We start from the raw sequence: 18779 nt of genomic DNA on the forward strand, positions 1-18779 counted from the left end.
AACAGGACACCGGTACCTATTAGGTAAGGCGTTCGGAGGAGATTACCGATGACCGTTATCGACACGCCGGGCTTCGCACCGGCAACCACCACCGGCTGGACCTCGGCCTGCCGGCTCGATTATCTGATCCCCGGCCGCGGCGTGGCGGTGCTACTGAGAGGCGGACGGCAGGCCGCGCTCTTCCTGCTGCCCGACGGCACGCTGTATGCCGTCGGCAATATCGATCCGTTCGGGCGGGCGGCGGTCATGTCGCGCGGCATCGTCGGTGACCGCGCCGGTGTGCCGGTCGTCGCGTCGCCGCTGCTGAAGCAGGCGTTCTCCCTGCTGGACGGCCATTGCCTCGAGGACGACTCGGTCGCACTGCCCGTCTACGGCGTGCGCGTTGTCGACGGGGTCGTCGCGGTGTCCAACGAACCGGTGCAGTACGGCGGTACGCCGTGAGCGAAGCGCGACCCACCGAATTGAAACCCCTGGACGGCTTCACCATCGGTGTGACGGCCGCCCGCCGGGCCGACGAATTGGCCACGCTGTTGAGTCGCCGAGGCGCGAATATCGTTTCCGCCCCGGCGATTCGCATCATCCCGCTGTCCGACGACACCGAGCTGGAGCGGGTCACCCGGCAGTTGGTCGCCGATCCGCCGCAGATCGCCGTCGCCACCACCGGCATCGGATTCCGCGGCTGGATGGAGGCGGCCGAAGGTTGGGGTCTGGCCGAAAACCTCCGGGAGACACTGGCTTCCACGCGATTGCTGGCCCGTGGTCCCAAGGCCAAGGGAGCGATCCGCGCCGCCGAATTGCGCGAGGAATGGTCGCCGGCCTCCGAATCGTCGGCCGAGGTGCTCGATCACCTGCTGGCGGCGGGTGTCGAGGGCGTGCGCATCGCGGTGCAGTTGCACGGTGCGACCACCGAATGGGAGCCGGTACCCGACTTCTGTGAAGTACTGCGTTGCGCCGGAGCCGATGTCGTGCCGGTGCCGGTGTACCGCTGGGTGCCACCGGACGACCGCGTGCCGATGGACCGCCTGATCGAGGGCGTGGTCACCTCGGCATTGGATTGCGTCACATTCACCAGCGCGCCCGCGGTGGCCTCGATGCTGATGCGGGCCAAGGAAACCGGGCTGCTCGAGGGCGTCCTGCAGGCGATGCGTTCCCGCGTGCTGCCGGCGTGTGTCGGCCCGATCACCGCCGCGCCGCTCGAGGAACTCGGAGTGCCGACGTCCATGCCGGGCCGGGCGCGCCTCGGGGCGCTGGCCCGCCACGTCGCCGAGGAACTTCCCCGGCGCGCCAATCGAATTCACGCCGCCGGGCACGAATTGAGCGTGCGCGGCGGCTGTGTCGTGGTCGACGGTTCGGTGCGCCAGCTCGCTCCCGCGCCGATGGCGTTGATGCGGGCACTGGCCCGCCAGCCCGGCCGGGTGGTGTCGCGGGAGGATCTGCTGGCGGCGCTGCCCGGTGGCGGTGACGACACCCACGCGGTGGAGACCGGAATCGCGCGTCTCCGTGCGGGTCTCGGTACGCCGAAGGCGATCCAGACGGTGGTCAAGCGCGGTTATCGGCTCGCTCTCGACCCCGCCGAATGCGTCGACAACAACACCCGCCCGCCGGTGGGCTACGCCCCCTCGCTGCGTCCGCAGCGACCCGCGCCCATGGCGGGGGTCTGGTGAGCGCCCCCGCGCTGGTGCTGGTGGCGCACGGCACCCGCAGTGCGACAGGGGTGCAGATGATCGCCGCGGTGGCCGACGCGATGCGTGCGGAGCTGGGACGTACCGGTGCCGACGTGCCGGTGCGGACCGCCTTCGTCGACGTGCTCGGCCCCACACCCGCCGAGGTGCTGCGCGAGCTGAAGGGTGTTCCGGCCGTGGTGGTTCCGGCCTTCCTCGCCTCCGGATATCACGTCTACCAGGATGTTCCGCGCGAGGTGCGCGACAGCGGGCATCCGGATGTCGTGGTGACTCCCGCGATGGGCCCGGACCCGATGCTGGCCCGGGTGATGCGGATGCGGTTGCACGAGGCCGGGATGCGTTCCGGCGATGCGGTGGTCTTCGCGGCGGCCGGATCCTCCGACGCGCGGGCGCGCCACGATGTGCGGCGGGCGACGGCCATGCTGGCGGAGGAGCTGGGCGTCGCGGTTCGTACGGCCTATATCGCAACCGGTGAGCCGAGGGTGCCGGAAGTCGTTGCCGCGCTGCGAGAATCCGGCGCGCAGCGGGTGTTCGTCGGCTCGTACCTCTTGGCACACGGGCTGTTCCAGCAACGCTTGCGCGAGGCGGGTGCCGACGGAGTCGCCGAACCGCTCGGCGCGCATCCGGCGGTGGTGCGCCTGCTGGTCGACCGTTACCGCGCCGCGGCGGCCGAATTCCTCACCACCGCAGCCTGATTCGCCGAGAAACACAGTTACGGCGACGCGGAGGTTCCGGGCGCCGCATCGGACGCCGGGACCATCGGCGAAGCCCCCGTCGCCGCGGCACCTGCATGCCGGTAGGACGCGAGGCTATTCGGAATCGGGGAGGTCCCTGTTGGGTGCGCAGTTCGCGCGCAGTCCGCGTATGACCCCGCGGGTCCGGGTGCGGCCCGGTGCGCGGCCTGCGTGGGGGGTCACGCCGCTGCCCGGCCCGGGCCCCGCGGCCGGTGTGGTGGCCGGACCGCAGGGGCACGGCGTACGAGTCAGGCGCGCCGGACGACCGTCAGGTCGCCGTTGATCACCGTATCGGTCATCGCGCGGGCGAGCATATTGTGCGGGAATCCGGGTTCGACGGCACTGGCCGCGTCCAGTCGAGCCAGGTGTGCCGCATCGAATTCCACATCCAGCGCGCCCAGGTTGTCGCTGAGCTGAGCCGGGGTGCGGGCGCCGATGATGGGGGCGGTCACCGCCGGATTCCGCAGCGTCCACGCCAGTGCGGTCTGCGCCGGCGTCCGGTCCAGTTCCGCCGCGACCTCCTTCACCACTTCGGCGATCGCCAGGCCCCGCGCGGTCAGCGAACCGTTGGCCAGCGCGACGTTCTTGCGGCTGCCCTCCGGCGATTCCGCCGCCGAGGCGTCCAGATCGGCCGCGCTGTACTTGCCGGTCAGGACACCGCTGCCGAGCGGCGACCACGGAATCACGCCGAGCCCCAGTTCCCGCGCCATGGGGAACAGGTCGTGTTCCACGGTGCGTTCGATCAGGCTGTATTCCACCTGCAGCGCCACCAGCGGAGACCAGCCGCGCAGGTCGGCGATGGTCTGCATGCGGGCCACCTGCCAGGCCGGGGTGTCGGAGATGGCGACGTAGAGCACCTTGCCCTGCCGGACCAAGTCGTCCATCCCGCGCAGCACCTCCTCGACCGGCGTGGTGAAGTCCCAGGCGTGCAGGTACAGCAGATCGATGTAGTCGGTGTTCAGATTGCGCAGGCTGGCCTCCACCGAGGCGAACATCGACTTGCGGTTGTTGCCACCGGAGTTCGGGTCGCCGGGCCGCCGCAGCATGGTGTATTTCGTTGCCAGGACCAGGCTTTCGCGATTGTCGCGCGTGAATTCGCCGAGCAGCCGCTCGGAACTGCCGTTGGTGTAGACGCTGGCGGTATCGATGAAATTGCCGCCGCGCGAGACGTAGTCGTCGAACAGTTTGCGCGCCTCGTCGCGCTCGGCGCCCCAGCCCCAGTCGGCCCCGAAGGTCATGGTGCCCAGCGCGAGCGGGGAGACCCGCAGCCCGGACCGGCCGAGCAGCCGATAGGTGTCGAGAGTGAGCGCCATATCTTCCTCCTGTGTGGATTCGATCTCGACCGCAAGTCTGCGCGGCCGGGACGGGCGCGGTAAGGGAAGGTTTTTCCTGGGATCGCCGGTACCAGCCTCGTCGTAGGATCGACAGCGATGACCGGCACCGTGGAAGCGACACAGGAACTGGGGGCCTTTCTGCGCACCCGGCGCGAACGACTGGATCCGAGTGATTTCGGCCTGCCGCTGCGCCGCCGTTCCCGCCGCACCCCGGGCCTGCGCCGGGAGGAGGTCGCCGATCTGGCCGGTGTGAGCACCGACTACATCGTGCGGCTGGAACAGGGGCGCGGACTGCGGCCCTCGCCGGAGGTGCTCGACGCGCTCGCGCGGGCCCTGCGCCTGGCTCCCGACGAACGCATGTACCTGTTCGATCTGGCCCGGCAGCGGCCACCGGACGACGGCAAGCCGGCGACCACGGCCTCACCGGAGCTGGCCCGGCTGGTCGCGGATCTGGCGCCGCTCCCGGCGATGGTGCTCAACCACCGCTACGACATCCTGGCCTGGAACCGCGAGATGTCGCGGCTGCTACTCGATTTCGACACGCTGCCGCCCCGGCATCGCAACTCCATGTGGCTGTGCCTTCTCTATCCGGGGATGGGCGATTTCTACGCCGACCGCGAACGAACCGTGCGCGAGGGCATCGCGGGACTGCGCGCCGCCTGGGCCGCCCACCCGGACGATCGCGTCCTGGCCGACCTCATCGACGAATTCCGCACGGGCAGTGCCGAATTCGCCGAACTGTGGGAGCGCAGAGATGTGCGGGTGCAGGGCCGGGGCCGCAAGACGATGCACCACCCTCGGGTGGGTGCGGTCACCGTCGCCTACGAAGCGCTGATGCCGCTGCAGGATCCCGATCAGCGGCTGATCATCTACCGCGCCGCCGACGAATCGAGTCGGGCGGCGCTGGATCGGCTCGCCGCCGAGTAGGACCGGCGAAAAGAGATCTCGAGAAGATTCGCGAACTGTGTCGAATGTGCGGGATCGGCCTCGACCAGGGGGTGACAGCGAGTTGGACACACACCCCAGGAGCGATCATGACCGACATCAGCACCTTCCTCTGGTTCGACACTGCCGCCGAGGAAGCCGCCCGGTTCTACACCGAGCACATCCCCGCCGCCCGCATCACCGGCGTCACTCGCAACCCCGACGGATCGGCCTTCATCGTGCAGGTCGATCTGGCCGGACACGCCCTCACGCTGATGAACGGCGGACCCGGCCACCCCTTCACCGATGCGGCGTCCATTCAGTTGGTGGTCGACGGGCAGGACGAGGTGGACCGGCTGTGGGCGGCTCTGACCGTGGGTGGCAAGCCGGGGCCGTGCGGCTGGCTGACCGATCGCTACGGCCTGTCGTGGCAGGTCGTGCCGGCCGAGTTGCCGGCGTTGATGGGCGGCGAGCACGCGGCGGCGGCCGGCGCCGCGCTGCAGACCATGTCGAAGATCGATATTGCCGCGATCCGGGACGCCGTCGCCGCCGGCTGACCGGCTCCGCGCACGTCACCGCCGGACCCGTCCCGGCGGTGGCGTGCGGACGCGCGCGAAGATAGCCCGGCGGATGCGGACCGCGAGTGCCGGAACCGCGCAGGTCGCCGCCTGCGGGCAGAGGCTTCCGGTGAACACACCTGCCGAGTGCGCTGCGGAGACCGCGACAGGGTGGAATACTCCGCGTATGCACCGGCTCCCGCGCTGTTTTGCTGTCCTGTTCGCCGCGTTCGCCTCGATTGCCGCGATTGTGCCCGCGGTCGCCTCGGCGGATCCCGGCGCGCCCGCCATCGTCGACGTCCATCCGCTGGGCGGTCGCCAATATTCGGTGGTGGTCTATTCCCCGGCGATGAACAAGCAGATCACCGTGTGGATGTCGCATCCGGATTTCGCGGCGCCGGCGCTGTACCTGCTCAACGCCGTCGACGGCGGTGAGGACGGCGGGCCGTGGACCAACCGCACCGACGTCGCGCAGTTCTTCGCCGACAAACCGGTCAACGTGATCGTCCCCATGGGTGGGCGGGCCAGCTACTACACCGACTGGAAGTCCGACGATCCGGTCCTGGGTCGCAACGAATGGACCACATTCCTGACCCGGGAGCTGCCGCCGCTGCTGAACTCACGGTTCCAGATGACGGGCCGCAATGCCGTCGCGGGCACCTCGATGTCGGCGACCTCGGCACTCGATCTGGCGATCGGGGCGCCTGGCCTGTACCAGGCGGTCGGCGCCTACAGCGGATGTCCGCTGACCAACGGCCCGATTCCGCAGGCGTACGTGTATTCGCAGCTCGGAGTCTTCGGGGCGAATGCCGGGAATATGTGGGGGATACCCGGTGATCCGGACTGGGCCGCTCACGATCCGGTGGTGAACGCCGATCGGTTGCGCGGAACGGCCCTCTACATCTCCTCGGGCAACGGGGTGCCCGGCGTGCACGACACCCTCGCCGATCCCTCGATCGGCGGCAACGCGGGCGCGCTGGCCAACCGGGTCGCGGTCGGCGGCGTGATGGAGAGCGTCGTCGACTCCTGCACCGGACAGCTCACCGGTCGCCTTGCCGCCCTGGGCATTCCGGCGACCGTCGTGCACCGCAACGGCACCCACGCGTGGGTGTACTGGCAGGACGATCTGCACGACTCGTGGTCGGTCTTCGCCCCGGCGCTGGGAGTGTAGGCCGGATTCCGGTCAGCCGGCCGTCTCCGCGGGATCGGATGTGGTGCGGCGAGCCCGGTCGAGTTCCCAATACGCGCGCAGGGCGGCGATGCGGCCGTCGGCGTCCACCCGATAGGTGAACACTCCGTCGACCTCGACCGTGACCTCCCGGCGCACGCTGGTGATGGTGCCGACGAAGGCGACCTCGGCGCCGCAGGCGTAGGAGTCGCGCATCCGGAACGCGATATCGCTCTCGGCGATGGCGGTATCCCAGAACGGTCGGCCATATCTCTCCTATCGGCAGGCGGTGACGACGGTCTCGCCGTAGCGGGTGATCGTGTCGACCTTCTCGGCGAGACCCCGGGTATCCGGGGCGGCGTCGTGGACACTGCGGAATCCGACGATCACATCGGTGACGCCCGAGGCGGCCAGATCTGCGATACCCGCGGTGTCGAAGGGGTCGCGCGCTACCACGTGAACCTGGAATTCGGAGGTCCGCGCCGATGCGGATGCTTCGTATTCCGAACGCAATTCGGCGAGGCGGCGCAGGAGCGTGGCCAGTTCCCCGGGTGTCCCGCCCGCGTGCATCCACCCGTCGCCGCGACGCACCGCGCGCCGCAGCGCGGCCTCGCTGTGCCCGCCGACGAGGATCGGAATCGACGCGGTGGGAACCGGATTGATCTCCACGGCGGGTAGGTCGTACACCCGGCCGTGATAGGCGAACTCGCCGCCGCCACACAAGCCGCGCACGATATCGATACCTTCGTCCAGTCGTGCGCCGCGCCGCTCGAACGGCACGCCCATCATGGCGAAATCCTGTGGCCACGGGCTGATTCCGACTCCCAGCGAGAGACGGTTGCCGCTCAGCACCGCCAGCGTCGCGGCCTGTTTGGCCACCAGCACGGGCGGGCGCACCGGCAGTTTCAGCACGAACGGTGTGACGCGCAGCGTGGTCGTAGCCGTGGCGATCGCGGTGGCCGCGATCATCGGTTCGGCAAAGGGCTTGCCGCGCAGAAACTCTCGCCGCCCGTCGGCGGTATAGGGGTAGCGCGGGTCACCGTCGCGCGGATAGGCCAGACTGTCCGCCAGGCAGACGCCGGTGAAGCCGGCCTGTTCCGCGGCCCGCGCGAGGTCGACCCAGTGCGCGGGGTCCCCGCCGGCCTCGGCGAAATGGAAACGCATGACCGCCATGGTGGCCGCCGGCCGCCGGATGGGGTCCCGGCGGCCCGGTCAGCGGCCGTCCGCGACGACTCAGCGGGCCGGCGGGTTGACCCGGCCCTCGTTCAGCGACCCACCTGCCGGCGATAGGTCACCTTGTCGAATTCGCGGCCGTACTCGTCGACGGCCACCACGTCCATCTCGCTGGCGAAGAATCCCGGGCGCACGTCGACCCGGATGAACGAGTAGTTGCGGAACCGCACCCGCGACCAGGGCGCGGCCTCGTCCTGTTTGCTGCCCGCCGGCGTCCACACGTAGCTGTTGGGCACCGTGGTGTCGGGCACCTCGTGGCCCCGGTAGGTCTCCGGTGAGCCGGGCTGGAAGCCGTAGCGGGGACGTCCGCCGCCGCCCACCGTGTAGTAGACGGTGCCGTCCGCGTCCGGGTAGACGATCGAATTGTCGCCCGCCGCCTTGGTCGGGCGGCCGCCGCGGATCGGGTCGGTGCGCTCGAAGATGTGGTTGTGCCCCTGGAGCACCAAGTCGACCTGGTAGCGGTCGAACAGCGCGCACCAGGCATCACGCAGGCCACCGTCGCTGGCATGGGAGTCGGTGGTCGAGTAGGCGCAGTGGTGGAAGAAGCAGACGATGAAGTCGATATTCGGATTCGCGCGGTAGTCCGCGAGAGTTCGTTCCACCCAGCTGGTCTGGGCGCCACCCGAGTAGCCGGTGTTGGCCTTGATCTCGTAGGAGACGTCGTTGGCGTCCAGCGAGAGCACCGCCATATTGCCGTAGGTGAACGAGTACGCCGACGGGCAGCCCGCGGGCCCGTTGGCCGGCAGGTCCAGGCGGGCGAGGTGGCCGCCGTATCCGTGGGTGCCGTAGGCGGCCTCCATGTCGTGGTTGCCGGTGGCGAACATCCACGGCGTAGTCGAGGCGCTGGATTCGATGGCGCCGAAATACACGTCCCATACGTACGGATTGAACTTGTCGAATCCGTCGGGCAGTTTGCCGCCGGCGGCGACGTATCGCGGCTTCTTCCCGGCGCCCGACGGGTCGGCGTAGGCGATATCACCCGCCAGCACATGGAAATCCGGTTGACAGGCCACGATCTGACGCATCACGTTGTCCGCGTGCGGGACCGCGGGGTCGTTGTCGGGCTTGTAGTACTTGTCGTCGTAGTCGCCCGGAGCGACGCCCGCCGGCTGGGCGGGCGTGTCGTCGGTGCCCTGATCGCCCATCATGGTGAACCGGAAGGGCAGTACCGCGTTGCGCACGCTCGGCATGGCGGTCGACGCGGCACGGATGTCACCGACGAATCCGTCGGAGGTACGCCACCGGTAGAAATGCGGCAGCCGTCCGGGCAGGCCGTCGACCGGCGCGTGCACGTAGAACTGTTCGGCGGCGAGGACGCCGCTGTCGCTCGTGGGGATCTGGGTCACCAGATCGCGCACCTCCGCCTCGACGCTCGCGCCGAGCGCCGGGGTCGGGCCGTGATCGAGAAAGACCTTGGTGCCGCTGGGATTACGCGACAGCTGCGCGGCGAAGCGCAACTGGCTGGCGGCGTCGGGGCCGTAGCCGACATGGCGGCCGCCCACCGCGAGCTGCGCCTGATCGGCATAGGCCCGCCCCGCGAACGGTGAGGTGCCGACGGCGGCCACCGCGGCGGCCGCGGCCGAACCGCGCAGGAAGTTCCGCCGCGACACCGCATGCCGCCGCAGATATCCCCGATGCCATTCGTGCTGTTCGGCCATCGTCATGGTGGCGGCCAACTGCTCGGGGATTCCGGTATCGGGGATGTCACCGGCAGGATTCAAGCGATTCCGCATGAGGTTGGATGCTGGTCCAACCATCGGACCGGAGCAACCGCTGCGGGTTCCCACGGGCGCGAATTCTCGGTGAATTCTTCGGACGGGCCGCCTCGGCATCGCAGCCGAACCTGTCGGTGCCCGGTGTGAGAATGCCGTATGGCCTATGACGAGGAGTTGGCGGAGCGGATCCGGGACCTGCTCGGGCCCGCCGTGACCGAGACGGTCGAAAAGCGCATGTTCGGCGGGCTGGCCTTCCTGGTCGGCGGCAATATGGCGGTGGCGGCGAGCGGGCAGGGCGGACTGCTGGTCCGGGTCGATCCCGCGCAGGCCGAGGACCTCATCGACGGCTCCGCGGTCGCGCCGATGGTGATGGGCGGACGGGAGATGCGGAACTGGCTGCGGGTGGCGCCGGAGTATCTCGACGACGACGAGGTGCTGCACACCTGGCTGGACCGTGGGCTCGGATATGCCCGGACGTTACCGCCGAAATAGCCGGAAGACGTTGTCCGCCAGCGCTATTCGGGTGCCTGCAGGGCGGGGAACCAGATATCGGTGAGGACTTCGGCAGCCGCGGCCGCGGTGACCTCGATCGTGCCCTGCATCGCCCACCGGGTGAAGAAGCGTTCCAGCTGCGCCACCAGGAGCTCGATGCGCAGGCGCGCTTCGTCGCGGCGGGCCTCGGGCCAGCGCGCCAGATAGGCCGGCATCCCGTCGGCGAGCTGCATGATGCCTTCGCGCGCGAGGTCGCGGAACTCCGGCTCGAGCGCGGTCGCCTCGTCCCACGCGGGGAGTAGATCCTTGTTGTCGAAGAACCATTCGATGGCCCGGCGCATCCACGTGGTGAACTCCGCGCGGGAACCGGTGGCCAGGACCCGATCCAGATCCCGGTAGAAGAATTGGACGCTGGCGAGCGTGCCCTGTTCGGCGATCGCCCGCAATACCTCGGTCTTACCGGTGAAGTGCAGATAGAACGTGGCGCGGCTGCAGCCGACCGCGGCCGCGATGTCGTCGACGCGCACTCCCAGATAGCCCTCGCGCACGAACAACTGCCGCGCCTCCTCCACGATGCGCATCCGCGTCGCCCGCTTCTGCTCATCGCGCAGCGACCCGCGCCGGGCGGTCGATTCCGAAGGCATGACGTCGATGATAGACGCCCGCACACTCACTGGACGCTGTGTCCAGTGAGTGCTACCGTGTGTGCCACGTCACGTCCGGCGCTGCCGCCGAACGCCGCGGTGAGGAAACAGAAGATGCGCGCATTGCAATTGACCGGGCCCGGCATGCTGGAGCTTCGCGAAGTCCCGATCCCCGAGATCGGGCCCGCCGATCTGCTGTTGAAGGTCGGGGCGGCCGGAATCTGCCATTCGGACTCCTTCGTTCTCGGATTGCCGTTCCCGTTGCGCGAGGATCCGCTGACGATGGGGCACGAGATCGCCGGAACCGTCGAGGCGGTCGGCACCGAGGTGGAGGGGCGTCGCGCGGGGGAGCGGGGGCTGGTCTACCTGTGCTGGTCCTGTGGCGTGTGCCGGGAATGCGTGAGCGGTAACGAGAACGTCTGCCTGTCGGCCGGTCGCACCGCGATGCCGCCGTGCCCCGGCCTCGGACCCGACGGGGGCATGGCGGAATACGTTCGCATTCCGGCCAATTCGTTCGTGCCGATCGGCGAGCTGGACTTCGCGAGGGCGGCGCCGTTGGCCGATGCGGCGCTCACGCCGTATCACGCCATCCGCGGAGCCGCCGACCAGTTGCGGCCCGGCGCCACCGCCGTCGCGATCGGCATCGGCGGGCTCGGACATGTGGCGGTGCAGATCTTGAAGGCCACCACCGCCTGCCGCATCATCGCGGTCGACATCTCGCCGGAGAAACTGGAACTCGCCACGGCATGCGGCGCCGATCTCACCCTGACGGCCGACGAGAAGACCGCCGCCCGCATTCTGGACTGCACCGACGGCCGGGGCGCCGAGGCCGTATTCGACTTCGTCGGCAACGACGCCACCGCGAAACTCGCCGTCGAATCGGTCGCGCCGAACGGCGCCTACCGGATGGTGGGACTCGACGGCGGAATTCCGGGCATCGACGCCGGACCAGCCGGGGGGGCCGGCCTGCCGTGGGGAGCCACCGTCCGAAAGTCCTACGGCGGCACCAGAAGTGACCTGTACGCGTCGGTCGCGCTCGCACAGCGCGGCGCCATCGACGTGTCGGTGGAACGTTTCGACCTCGCCGAGGGCCCCGCCGCATTCGAACGACTCGACCGGGGCCTGATCCGCGGTCGCGCCGTGCTCATCCCGTAAGCAGAAAGTGAAGGTTATGACGCGAGCTGCCGACCCGCAGGCCATCGCCGCCCGGATCACCGCCGACCTCACCGGTCCCGGTGGGCCGTTCGAGATGGTGGTCGAAGAGGTTCTGGGCGCGCCGATTCCGGTGATGCGCGATCGGCGGCGCAGTATGGCCGAGCTGTTCCACGCGGGTACGGCCTGGGGTGACCACGACTATCTGGTGACCCCGGACCGACGGATCACGTTCGCCGAACACGGCGCCGCGGCAACGGCCCTCGCGCGCGCGCTCGCCGATCGCTACGGTGTCGGCAAGGGTGATCGGGTGGGGATTCTCGCGGCGAACACGCCCGAATGGGTGACGACCTTCTGGGCGGCGCAGGTACTCGGCGCGATTCCGGTCGGCTACAACGCGTGGTGGGCGCCGCGGGAAATCGCCTACGGTCTGGAGCACACCCAGCCGACGGTGGTGGTCGCCGATGCCAAACGCGCCGCACTGCTGGCCGAGGTGGCGACCGATGTTCCGGTACTCACCATGGAATCCGATCTGCCGCAGCTGATCTCCGGTCATCCCGGCCCGGCGCCGGAGGTGTCGATCGCGGAGGACGACCCGGCGGTCATCCTGTACACCAGCGGCACGAGCGGCCGGCCCAAGGGCGTCGTGCACACCCAGCGAAATTTGCTGGCGGTCTGCGACTACCACCGCTTCACCGATGCCATGGCCGCCGCCTTCCGCGGGCAACAGCTCGGCCCGGGGCCCAGCGACCGCCGATTCCTGCTGACCTCACCGCTGTTTCATATCGCCAGCCTGCACAATCTGATCATTCCGCGGCTGGCCACGGGCGCGACCGTGGTGATGAACACCGGCAGCTTCGACCCGCAGCGGGTGTTGTCGCTGATGGAGCGGGAACGGGTGACCAACTGGGGTGCGGTGCCGACGATGGTCAGCCGCATGCTCGAACACGACCTGTCCCGCTACGACCTGTCGAGTCTGGTGGCGTTCTCACTCAATGCCGCCCCGTCCTCGCCCGCCTTCCATCAACGGCTGCGCCGGGAACTGCCGATGGCCGAGGTCGCGCTCACCACGAGCTATGGACTGACCGAAAGCGGTACCGCGGCAACGGTGGCCACACCGCCGGTGCTGGCCGCCCACCCCGACACCGTGGGGATGCCGATCATCGGTGTGAGTATCGAGATTCGCGATCCGGACGGCCGGACGCTGCCCGACGGCGAAGAGGGCGAAATCTGTGTGCGCAGCCCGTACGTGATGCTCGGCTACTGGAACGATCCGCCCGCCACCGCGAACGCCATAGATGCCGAAAGATGGCTGCACACCGGCGATTTCGGCGTCCTGGAGGAGGGGCGGCTGCGTCTGTCGGGCCGGCGATCGGATCTCATCCTGCGTGGCGGGGAGAACGTGTACCCGACCGAAATCGAGAATGTGCTCGACGAGCATCCCGCGGTGCTGGAATCGGCGATACTCGGTGTGCCGCATGCGGATCTGGGCCAGGAGGTGGCCGCGGTCGTGGTCGTCGCCGATCCGGCCGCCGTGACCGAGGACGAGCTGCGGGCCTTCACCGCCGAGCGGCTCGCCTATTTCAAGGTGCCGGCCCGCTGGGTGATCACGGCACAACCGTTGCCGCGCAATGCGACCGGCAAGGTTGTCCGGCGCGAGATAGAGATCTGACGCGCCCCGCCGGGGCGGGTGGGTGAAAGAGGAACTGTCATGTACGACAGCATCATCAAGGGCGGTACCTGGTTCGACGGCACGGGCGCGCCGTCGGCGGTGCGCGACGTCGGAATTCGCGACGGCCGGGTGGCCGCCGTCTCGGCCGAACCCCTGGACGAATCCGGTTGCGACACCGTCGTCGACGCCACCGGCAAATGGGTGATCCCCGGGATGCTCGATATCCACACCCATTACGACGTGGAGGTCCTGCTGGATCCGTCGCTGTCGGAATCGGTGCGCCACGGTGTCACGACCGTACTGCTCGGCTCCTGTTCACTGTCCACCGTGCACGTCGGCGCCGAAACCGCCGGCGACCTCTTCGGACGAGTGGAGGCCATCCCGCGCGGACATGTGATCGACGCGGTCGGTGATGTCAAGACCTGGCGCAGCGCACACGAATACGCCGCCGCCCTGGATGCCTCGCCGCTGGGGCCGAATGTGGCCGCGTTCCTGGGACATTCGGATATCCGCGCGGCGGAGATGGGCCTGGACCGCGCGACCCGCACCGAGGTGAAGCCGACCGCCGGTGAGTTGAGCGCCATGCGCCGGCATCTGGACGAGGCTCTCGACGCCGGCTTCGTCGGCATGTCCTCGCAGCAGCTGATGTTCGACAAACTCGACGGCGAGACCTGCCGTTCCCGCACCCTGCCCTCCACCTACGCGACGATGCGCGAACGGCACCAGCTCAATTCGATCCTGCGGGCTCGCCGGCGGGCACTGCAGGGCGGTCCCGATGTGGCGCGGCCGCACAGCCTGCTGGCGATGGCGCTGTCGAGTCTGGGAATCGGGCAGCCGCATCTCAAGGTGAGTCTGCTCTCGGCGGCCGACATCAAGGCGATTCCCCTGGTGGCGCACGTATTTCCGGCATTGGCGCGGGCGATCAACGCATGCGGCGGGGACTTCCGCTTCCAGCATCTGCCGGTGCCGTTCGAGGTGTACGCCGACGGTATCGATCTGGTGGTGTTCGAGGAATTCGGTTCCGGCGCGGCGGCATTGCACCTGTCGAATCAGCTGGACGAGCGCCACCGGATGCTGCAGAGCGAGAGTTACCGCCGCCAGTTCCGCAAGGATTACGACCGCAAGTTCGGCCCGCGGGTCTGGCATCGCGACTTCTTCGACGCCGAGATCGTGGAATGCCCGGACAGCTCGGTCGTCGGCAAGACCTTCGGTCAGGTCGGGGTGGAACGTGGGGGAGCGCATCCGGTCGACGCGTTTCTCGATCTGGTGGTGGAGTACGGGCCGAAGGTGCGCTGGCGCACCACGATCTCGAACCATCGGCCGGGCGTGCTGGATCGCTTCGCCGCCGACCCCGGGATGCAGCTCGGCTTCTCCGACGCCGGTGCGCATCTGCGCAATATGGGCTTCTACAACTTCGGGCTGCGGCTGCTGCGCCGGGTGCGCGAGGCCAAGCTGGCGGGCCGCCCGTTCATGTCGGTGGAACATGCGGTGCACCGGCTCACCGGGGAACTGGCCGATTGGTACGGGCTCGACGCGGGACATCTGCGCGTCGGGGACCGCGCCGATGCGGTGGTGATCGACCCGACCCGGCTGGACGGGGGACTCGAACGCTACACCGAACAGACGATGCCGTACTTCGGCAATCTGTCGCGCATGGTCAACCGCAACGACGACACGGTGCATGCCGTATTCGTCGGCGGCCGTTACGTTTTCGGCAACGGTACGGCCGCGCCGGTGCTGGGTTCGCAGCGCACGGGACGCTTTCTCACCGCCGCGTGACGGGGCTGTCGGGCTCGTGTGGGGCTCAGCCGAGGTCGTCGAGCTTGCGGTGCAATACCGCACGCTCGCGGTCGTTGCCGCACAGGCGCACCGCCAGCTCCCATTCCTCGCGGGCTTCACCCGTGCGGCCGAGGCGGGCGAGCAGCTCCCCCCGAACCGTGGGCAGCAGTTGGGAATTCGGCAGTGCGCCCTCGGCGCGCAGACCGTCCACGATCGCGAGTCCGGCGTCGGGGCCCTTCGCCATCGCGACCGCGACCGCCCGGTTCAGCTCGACCACCGGTGACGGGGCGAGGCGGCCCAGCGCTTCGTAGAGGCTCACCACCCGGTCCCAGTCGGTGTCGGCGACCGAGCCGGCGACGGCGTGGCATTCGGCGATCGCGGCCTGCACGCCGTAGTAGCCCAGTCCGCGGCCGGCCTGTCCGGCGCGGGTGAGGGCGGCGCGGCCACGCCGGATCGCCGCACGGTCCCAGCGCCGCCGGTCCTGATCCTCCAGCAGCACCGGCTCACCGTCCGGCCCCGTCCGCGCGGGGAAGCGGGCCGCGGTCAGCTCGAGCAGAGCCAGCAGTCCGTACACCTCCGGCTCGTCCGGCATCAGGTGAGACAGCACCCGCGCCAGCCGCTGCGCTTCCCCGGCCAGATCGAAGCGGATCAGTTCGGTGCCCGAGCTCGCCGACGAACCTTCGGTGAAGATCAGGTAGATCACGCAGAGCACCGAGCTCAGGCGGGCAGCGCGCTCACTCGCCTCCGGCACGGCGAACGGAATGTTTTCGGCGGCAAGCGTTTTCTTCGCCCGGGTGATCCGCGCCTGAACCGTCGCGGCCGGAACGAGGAACGCTCTGGCGATCTCGTCGCTGGTGAGACCGCCGACCACCCGCAGCGTCAGGGCCACCCGCGCCTCGCGGGAGAGCACCGGATGGCATGCCGTGAAGATCAGGGCCAGCACGTCGTCGTCGATGCGGTCGGGATCCCACAGCGGTTCGGCTGCCGCACGCGTCGGATCCGAACCGGGCCCGCCGGTCAGCGCACCGCCCTCGCCCAGATCGTGGGCGAGGGCGGCGTAGCGATCGTCGAGGGCGGAGCGGCGGCGGAAGGTGTCGATCGCGCGCCGCCGCCCCACGGTGAGCAGCCAGCCGGCCGGAGTGCGCGGTGTCCCCTCCCGCGGCCAGGTGACCAGCGCTTCGGCCAGTGCCTCCTGCGCCAGATCCTCGGCGAGGGCGAAATCGCCGGTGTAGCGGGCGAGGGCGCCGACGATGCGCGCGGATTCGATCCGCCACACCGCGGCGACCGCCTCGCGTCCGGTGGGATCGGCCGTCATCCGCAGGTTCCGCTCAGAGCTGCCCGGTGGCCTCGCGCCACGCCCGCTCCTTCTGAATCCACACGTTGTCCTGCGGGAATTCGTCGATCGTGGGCACCCGCCGGATCTCGGTCTTGCACCCCTTGACGATGACCGGCATCCGCTTCGCCCACTCGATCGCCTCCTCCTTCGAGGCGACGTTGAGAAGATAGAACCCGCCGAACAGTTCCTTGGTCTCGCCGTAGGGGCCGTCGGTGACGACCGGGGTCTCCGCGTCGTAATCGACCACCACACTGTCGGCGGGGTCGAGCCCCTCCGCCGCGAGCAGCACGCCCGCCCGGATCAACTCGTCGTTGAACTTGCCCATCGTCTCCAGCACGGTGTCGAAATCGACCTCGCCCATGCTCGCGTAGGCCTCGTCCGTGGCGCGCATGATCAGCATGTACTTCATGGTGTGTCTCCTTCGTCTGGCGGATCCCCTCCGGACCCTCTCACCCCTAGGTCGAACGGCACCCACTATGGATCGACACGGCAGCCGAAATTTTCCGAAAGATTCTTCCGGCCGCATTATCGCAGGTCGCCAGTGCCCTCACCCCTTGCTCGTGGTGCGCAGGGCCCAGGCGAGGACGCCGAGGGCTCCGGTGTTGGCGAGGGCGCGCAGGATGTTGAGGGTGATCCAGGGGCCTTCGAACTGGTGGCGCAGGGCGGCGAAATCGCCGGAGGAGGTGTCGGCGAGCTGGTTGTTCAGGGGCACGTTGCCGCCCGAGGTGATGAGGAAACTGATCACGTTGAGCGCCAGGGCGAGGAGAACCCACCACAGCACGGTGCGCTGGTCGGTGCGCCAGTACAGGACGGCGGCGAGGCCGGTGAAGGCGACCGATCCGAGGAAGCTCAGCATGAAGACCGGATTGACGATGACGGTGTTGATCCGGTTCATCACGTCGACGAAGGTCCGGTCGTCGAGTTGACGCAGCGCGAGCATCACCGAGCTGGCGTAGGCGTAGAAGACGCCGGCCAGCAGGCCGGTGGTGACGGTCGCGCCGATCAGGGAACCGGTCGCGAAGCCGGAGGTGGTCGAGGTGGCGGTGGTCGCTGTCATGCACTCAGTACACCGGGAAGCGGTGAGCGTTCCCATGGTCGTGACGCTCGCTCCCATACGCGAGCGTCCACGGCTCCACCGATCCGGGTCAGCGGAACGGTGTGATCTCCGCGAGTCGCCCGCCGCGCATCTTGTTCACCCATTCCGGGTCGGCGAGCAGCGCTCTGCCCAGTGCGACGACATCGAATTCGCCGCGCTCGAACTGCTCGCGCAGCAGAGCGAAGCGCTGCGCCTGGGTCTCGTCGATGCTGTCGCCGCGGAAGACGCTGTCCACGCCGACCGAACCGACGGTGATCACCGGCAGGCCGGTGATCTTCTTGGTCCAGCCGGCCAGGCTGAGATCGTCGGCGTGGTCGGTGAATTCGGGCAGCCAATGCCGCCGCAGCGAGGTGTGGAAGATGTCGACCCCGGCTTCCACGAGCGGAGTCAGCAATTCTTCGAGGTCCGACGGGCTCTCGGCGATGCGCGCGCTGTAGTCGACGCCCTTCCACTGCGAGAAGCGGTAGATGATCGGGAAATCCGGGCCGACTGCCGCGCGGACGGCTGCGACCACCCGGGCGGGGAACACGGCGCGCCGGCGGATGCTGCCGCCGTATTCGTCCTCGCGGTGATTGGTTGCGGCCCAGAAGAATTGATCCAGCAGATAACCGTGTGCGCCGTGCAGTTCGATGCCGTCGAATCCCAGCTCCCGGGCCAGCAGCGCCGATTCCACGTACGAGTCGACGAGGGTGTCCAGGTCCGCGGTCGTCAACGCCCGCCCCACCGGCGCTCCGGTGAAGTCGACACCGGAAGGACTCACGGTGGGCGTGTCCGGCTCGAAGCGGGGCTCGTTCCCGCGATCCACACCGGTATGCCACAGCTGCGGGACAATCGACGCCCCTTCGGCGTGTACCGCCTCGACCACCGCACGCCAGCCGGCGGCACTCTCGTCACCGTAGAACCGCGGCACCTTCGCGATCGGCCCAGCCGCCGGACCCCGCACATAGGTTCCCTCGGTGACGATCAGACCGACGCCTCCGGCCGCATGCTCGCGGTAGTACTCGATATTCTCCGCATTCGGAATACCGTCGGGCGATTTCGCCCGGGTCATCGGAGCCATCGCGAATCGGTTCCGCAGGGTCAGCGACCCCGCGCGAAATTCGGAAAACAATTCGTCCAGGTGGATTCCCGGCCCATCGACCAAATCCTGTGACATGCGGCACGTTTCCTTCCGATTCGACAACTCGGCCCTCGAAGTGGAAGACAACGCTGTCCGCGCCACCGGCATTCCTGCGTGCCGGTGCGATCCGATCGTGGATCG

The 18779-nt window shown here is 68.9% G+C and carries 19 protein-coding genes; 10 read left to right on the top strand and 9 right to left on the bottom strand.

The window, feature by feature from the left end:
• The first annotated feature begins 48 nt into the window (after positions 1-48).
• From nirD to ACPCUW_RS12780, 3 genes are read left to right on the top strand one after another with little or no spacing between them, the layout of a single operon-like run.
• Positions 49-441 (top strand): nitrite reductase small subunit NirD, encoded by a 393-nt coding sequence (gene nirD, locus ACPCUW_RS12770; protein ID WP_030515983.1) that lies wholly within the window; start codon positions 49-51, stop codon positions 439-441.
• Positions 438-1664: a uroporphyrinogen-III synthase gene (locus ACPCUW_RS12775; RefSeq protein WP_030515982.1), complete on the top strand. Its 1227-nt coding sequence runs from the start codon at positions 438-440 to the stop codon at positions 1662-1664. Before nirD ends, ACPCUW_RS12775 begins: the two co-directional genes overlap by 4 nt.
• A complete protein-coding gene (locus ACPCUW_RS12780) occupies positions 1661-2377 on the top strand; it encodes a sirohydrochlorin chelatase (RefSeq protein ID WP_423424951.1) in 717 nt (238 codons plus the stop codon). The genes ACPCUW_RS12775 and ACPCUW_RS12780 overlap by 4 nt, the downstream gene beginning before the upstream one ends.
• 287 nt (positions 2378-2664) lie before the next feature.
• Here the strand turns inward: ACPCUW_RS12780 and ACPCUW_RS12785 are convergent, their stop codons facing one another.
• Positions 2665-3729, bottom strand: a complete 1065-nt coding sequence (locus ACPCUW_RS12785) for an aldo/keto reductase (RefSeq protein WP_423424953.1) — start codon at positions 3727-3729, stop codon at positions 2665-2667.
• A 117-nt stretch (positions 3730-3846) separates the two neighbouring features.
• Here ACPCUW_RS12785 and ACPCUW_RS12790 point away from each other — a divergent pair, with 117 nt between their 5' ends.
• The 3 genes from ACPCUW_RS12790 to ACPCUW_RS12800 all read left to right on the top strand — a co-directional run bounded on the left by ACPCUW_RS12790 (position 3847) and on the right by ACPCUW_RS12800 (position 6402).
• Positions 3847-4677, top strand: a complete 831-nt coding sequence (locus ACPCUW_RS12790; RefSeq protein ID WP_423424954.1) for a helix-turn-helix domain-containing protein — start codon at positions 3847-3849, stop codon at positions 4675-4677.
• A gap of 107 nt (positions 4678-4784) precedes the next feature.
• A complete protein-coding gene (locus ACPCUW_RS12795) occupies positions 4785-5231 on the top strand; it encodes a VOC family protein (protein ID WP_423424956.1) in 447 nt (148 codons plus the stop codon).
• 187 nt (positions 5232-5418) lie between these two features.
• Complete coding sequence (locus tag ACPCUW_RS12800) at positions 5419-6402, top strand: alpha/beta hydrolase (protein WP_064904124.1); 984 nt, start codon at positions 5419-5421, stop codon at positions 6400-6402.
• Between the two features lie 12 nt (positions 6403-6414).
• Here ACPCUW_RS12800 and ACPCUW_RS12805 read toward each other — a convergent pair whose 3' ends face one another.
• The 3 genes from ACPCUW_RS12805 to ACPCUW_RS12815 form a co-directional block, all read right to left on the bottom strand.
• A complete protein-coding gene (locus ACPCUW_RS12805) occupies positions 6415-6615 on the bottom strand; it encodes a hypothetical protein (protein ID WP_423424958.1) in 201 nt (66 codons plus the stop codon).
• A 60-nt stretch (positions 6616-6675) separates the two neighbouring features.
• The gene (locus tag ACPCUW_RS12810) at positions 6676-7563 is read right to left on the bottom strand and encodes a TIGR03619 family F420-dependent LLM class oxidoreductase (protein WP_423424960.1); all 888 of its coding nucleotides are present in this window, start codon (positions 7561-7563) and stop codon (positions 6676-6678) included.
• A 101-nt stretch (positions 7564-7664) separates the two neighbouring features.
• Positions 7665-9365, bottom strand: coding sequence for a metallophosphoesterase family protein (locus ACPCUW_RS12815; protein ID WP_423424961.1), 1701 nt, complete (start codon positions 9363-9365; stop codon positions 7665-7667).
• A 138-nt stretch (positions 9366-9503) separates the two neighbouring features.
• Here ACPCUW_RS12815 and ACPCUW_RS12820 point away from each other — a divergent pair, with 138 nt between their 5' ends.
• Positions 9504-9839 carry a TfoX/Sxy family protein gene (locus tag ACPCUW_RS12820; RefSeq protein WP_063010291.1) on the top strand — a complete coding sequence of 112 codons (336 nt, stop codon included), beginning with the start codon at positions 9504-9506 and terminating at the stop codon, positions 9837-9839.
• 23 nt (positions 9840-9862) lie between these two features.
• On the opposite strand, the gene ACPCUW_RS12825 is transcribed toward ACPCUW_RS12820, so the two are convergent.
• Positions 9863-10483, bottom strand: a complete 621-nt coding sequence (locus ACPCUW_RS12825; protein ID WP_063031564.1) for a TetR/AcrR family transcriptional regulator — start codon at positions 10481-10483, stop codon at positions 9863-9865.
• 114 nt (positions 10484-10597) lie between these two features.
• Here ACPCUW_RS12825 and ACPCUW_RS12830 point away from each other — a divergent pair, with 114 nt between their 5' ends.
• The 3 genes from ACPCUW_RS12830 to ACPCUW_RS12840 are packed head-to-tail and all read left to right on the top strand — an operon-like array spanning position 10598 to position 15086.
• Positions 10598-11638 carry an NAD(P)-dependent alcohol dehydrogenase gene (locus tag ACPCUW_RS12830; protein ID WP_423424964.1) on the top strand — a complete coding sequence of 347 codons (1041 nt, stop codon included), beginning with the start codon at positions 10598-10600 and terminating at the stop codon, positions 11636-11638.
• 16 nt (positions 11639-11654) lie between these two features.
• Positions 11655-13307: a class I adenylate-forming enzyme family protein gene (locus tag ACPCUW_RS12835; RefSeq protein WP_423424966.1), complete on the top strand. Its 1653-nt coding sequence runs from the start codon at positions 11655-11657 to the stop codon at positions 13305-13307.
• Between the two features lie 39 nt (positions 13308-13346).
• Entirely contained in the window at positions 13347-15086 is a 1740-nt protein-coding gene (locus ACPCUW_RS12840) for an N-acyl-D-amino-acid deacylase family protein (RefSeq protein ID WP_423424967.1), read from the top strand.
• 25 nt (positions 15087-15111) lie between these two features.
• Here the strand turns inward: ACPCUW_RS12840 and ACPCUW_RS12845 are convergent, their stop codons facing one another.
• The 4 genes from ACPCUW_RS12845 to ACPCUW_RS12860 all read right to left on the bottom strand — a co-directional run bounded on the left by ACPCUW_RS12845 (position 15112) and on the right by ACPCUW_RS12860 (position 18674).
• Positions 15112-16401 carry an RNA polymerase sigma factor gene (locus ACPCUW_RS12845; protein WP_423424968.1) on the bottom strand — a complete coding sequence of 430 codons (1290 nt, stop codon included), beginning with the start codon at positions 16399-16401 and terminating at the stop codon, positions 15112-15114.
• A 13-nt stretch (positions 16402-16414) separates the two neighbouring features.
• Positions 16415-16831 (bottom strand): YciI family protein, encoded by a 417-nt coding sequence (locus ACPCUW_RS12850; RefSeq protein WP_030515967.1) that lies wholly within the window; start codon positions 16829-16831, stop codon positions 16415-16417.
• A 138-nt stretch (positions 16832-16969) separates the two neighbouring features.
• Positions 16970-17479, bottom strand: a complete 510-nt coding sequence (locus ACPCUW_RS12855; protein WP_423424970.1) for a DUF1772 domain-containing protein — start codon at positions 17477-17479, stop codon at positions 16970-16972.
• 88 nt (positions 17480-17567) lie between these two features.
• Positions 17568-18674 (bottom strand): NADH:flavin oxidoreductase, encoded by a 1107-nt coding sequence (locus tag ACPCUW_RS12860; RefSeq protein WP_423424971.1) that lies wholly within the window; start codon positions 18672-18674, stop codon positions 17568-17570.
• Positions 18675-18779: the final 105 nt, after the last annotated feature.

The sequence above is a fragment of the Nocardia sp. AB354 genome (genome assembly GCF_049538315.1).
Taxonomy (GTDB): Bacteria; Actinomycetota; Actinomycetes; order Mycobacteriales; family Mycobacteriaceae; genus Nocardia; species Nocardia nova.

What these genes read in the sequence shown, in the direction of transcription:
- nirD (WP_030515983.1), top strand. Translation starts at nt 49, where the DNA reads ATGACCGTTATCGACACGCCGGGCTTCGCACCGGCAACCACCACCGGC.
- ACPCUW_RS12785 (WP_423424953.1), bottom strand. Translation starts at nt 3,729, where the DNA reads ATGGCGCTCACTCTCGACACCTATCGGCTGCTCGGCCGGTCCGGGCTG.
- ACPCUW_RS12790 (WP_423424954.1), top strand. Translation starts at nt 3,847, where the DNA reads ATGACCGGCACCGTGGAAGCGACACAGGAACTGGGGGCCTTTCTGCGC.
- ACPCUW_RS12795 (WP_423424956.1), top strand. Translation starts at nt 4,785, where the DNA reads ATGACCGACATCAGCACCTTCCTCTGGTTCGACACTGCCGCCGAGGAA.
- ACPCUW_RS12800 (WP_064904124.1), top strand. Translation starts at nt 5,419, where the DNA reads ATGCACCGGCTCCCGCGCTGTTTTGCTGTCCTGTTCGCCGCGTTCGCC.
- ACPCUW_RS12805 (WP_423424958.1), bottom strand. Translation starts at nt 6,615, where the DNA reads ATGCGCGACTCCTACGCCTGCGGCGCCGAGGTCGCCTTCGTCGGCACC.
- ACPCUW_RS12810 (WP_423424960.1), bottom strand. Translation starts at nt 7,563, where the DNA reads ATGCGTTTCCATTTCGCCGAGGCCGGCGGGGACCCCGCGCACTGGGTC.
- ACPCUW_RS12815 (WP_423424961.1), bottom strand. Translation starts at nt 9,365, where the DNA reads ATGCGGAATCGCTTGAATCCTGCCGGTGACATCCCCGATACCGGAATC.
- ACPCUW_RS12820 (WP_063010291.1), top strand. Translation starts at nt 9,504, where the DNA reads ATGGCCTATGACGAGGAGTTGGCGGAGCGGATCCGGGACCTGCTCGGG.
- ACPCUW_RS12825 (WP_063031564.1), bottom strand. Translation starts at nt 10,483, where the DNA reads ATGCCTTCGGAATCGACCGCCCGGCGCGGGTCGCTGCGCGATGAGCAG.
- ACPCUW_RS12830 (WP_423424964.1), top strand. Translation starts at nt 10,598, where the DNA reads ATGCGCGCATTGCAATTGACCGGGCCCGGCATGCTGGAGCTTCGCGAA.
- ACPCUW_RS12835 (WP_423424966.1), top strand. Translation starts at nt 11,655, where the DNA reads ATGACGCGAGCTGCCGACCCGCAGGCCATCGCCGCCCGGATCACCGCC.
- ACPCUW_RS12840 (WP_423424967.1), top strand. Translation starts at nt 13,347, where the DNA reads ATGTACGACAGCATCATCAAGGGCGGTACCTGGTTCGACGGCACGGGC.
- ACPCUW_RS12845 (WP_423424968.1), bottom strand. Translation starts at nt 16,401, where the DNA reads ATGACGGCCGATCCCACCGGACGCGAGGCGGTCGCCGCGGTGTGGCGG.
- ACPCUW_RS12850 (WP_030515967.1), bottom strand. Translation starts at nt 16,831, where the DNA reads ATGAAGTACATGCTGATCATGCGCGCCACGGACGAGGCCTACGCGAGC.
- ACPCUW_RS12855 (WP_423424970.1), bottom strand. Translation starts at nt 17,479, where the DNA reads ATGACAGCGACCACCGCCACCTCGACCACCTCCGGCTTCGCGACCGGT.
- ACPCUW_RS12860 (WP_423424971.1), bottom strand. Translation starts at nt 18,674, where the DNA reads ATGTCACAGGATTTGGTCGATGGGCCGGGAATCCACCTGGACGAATTG.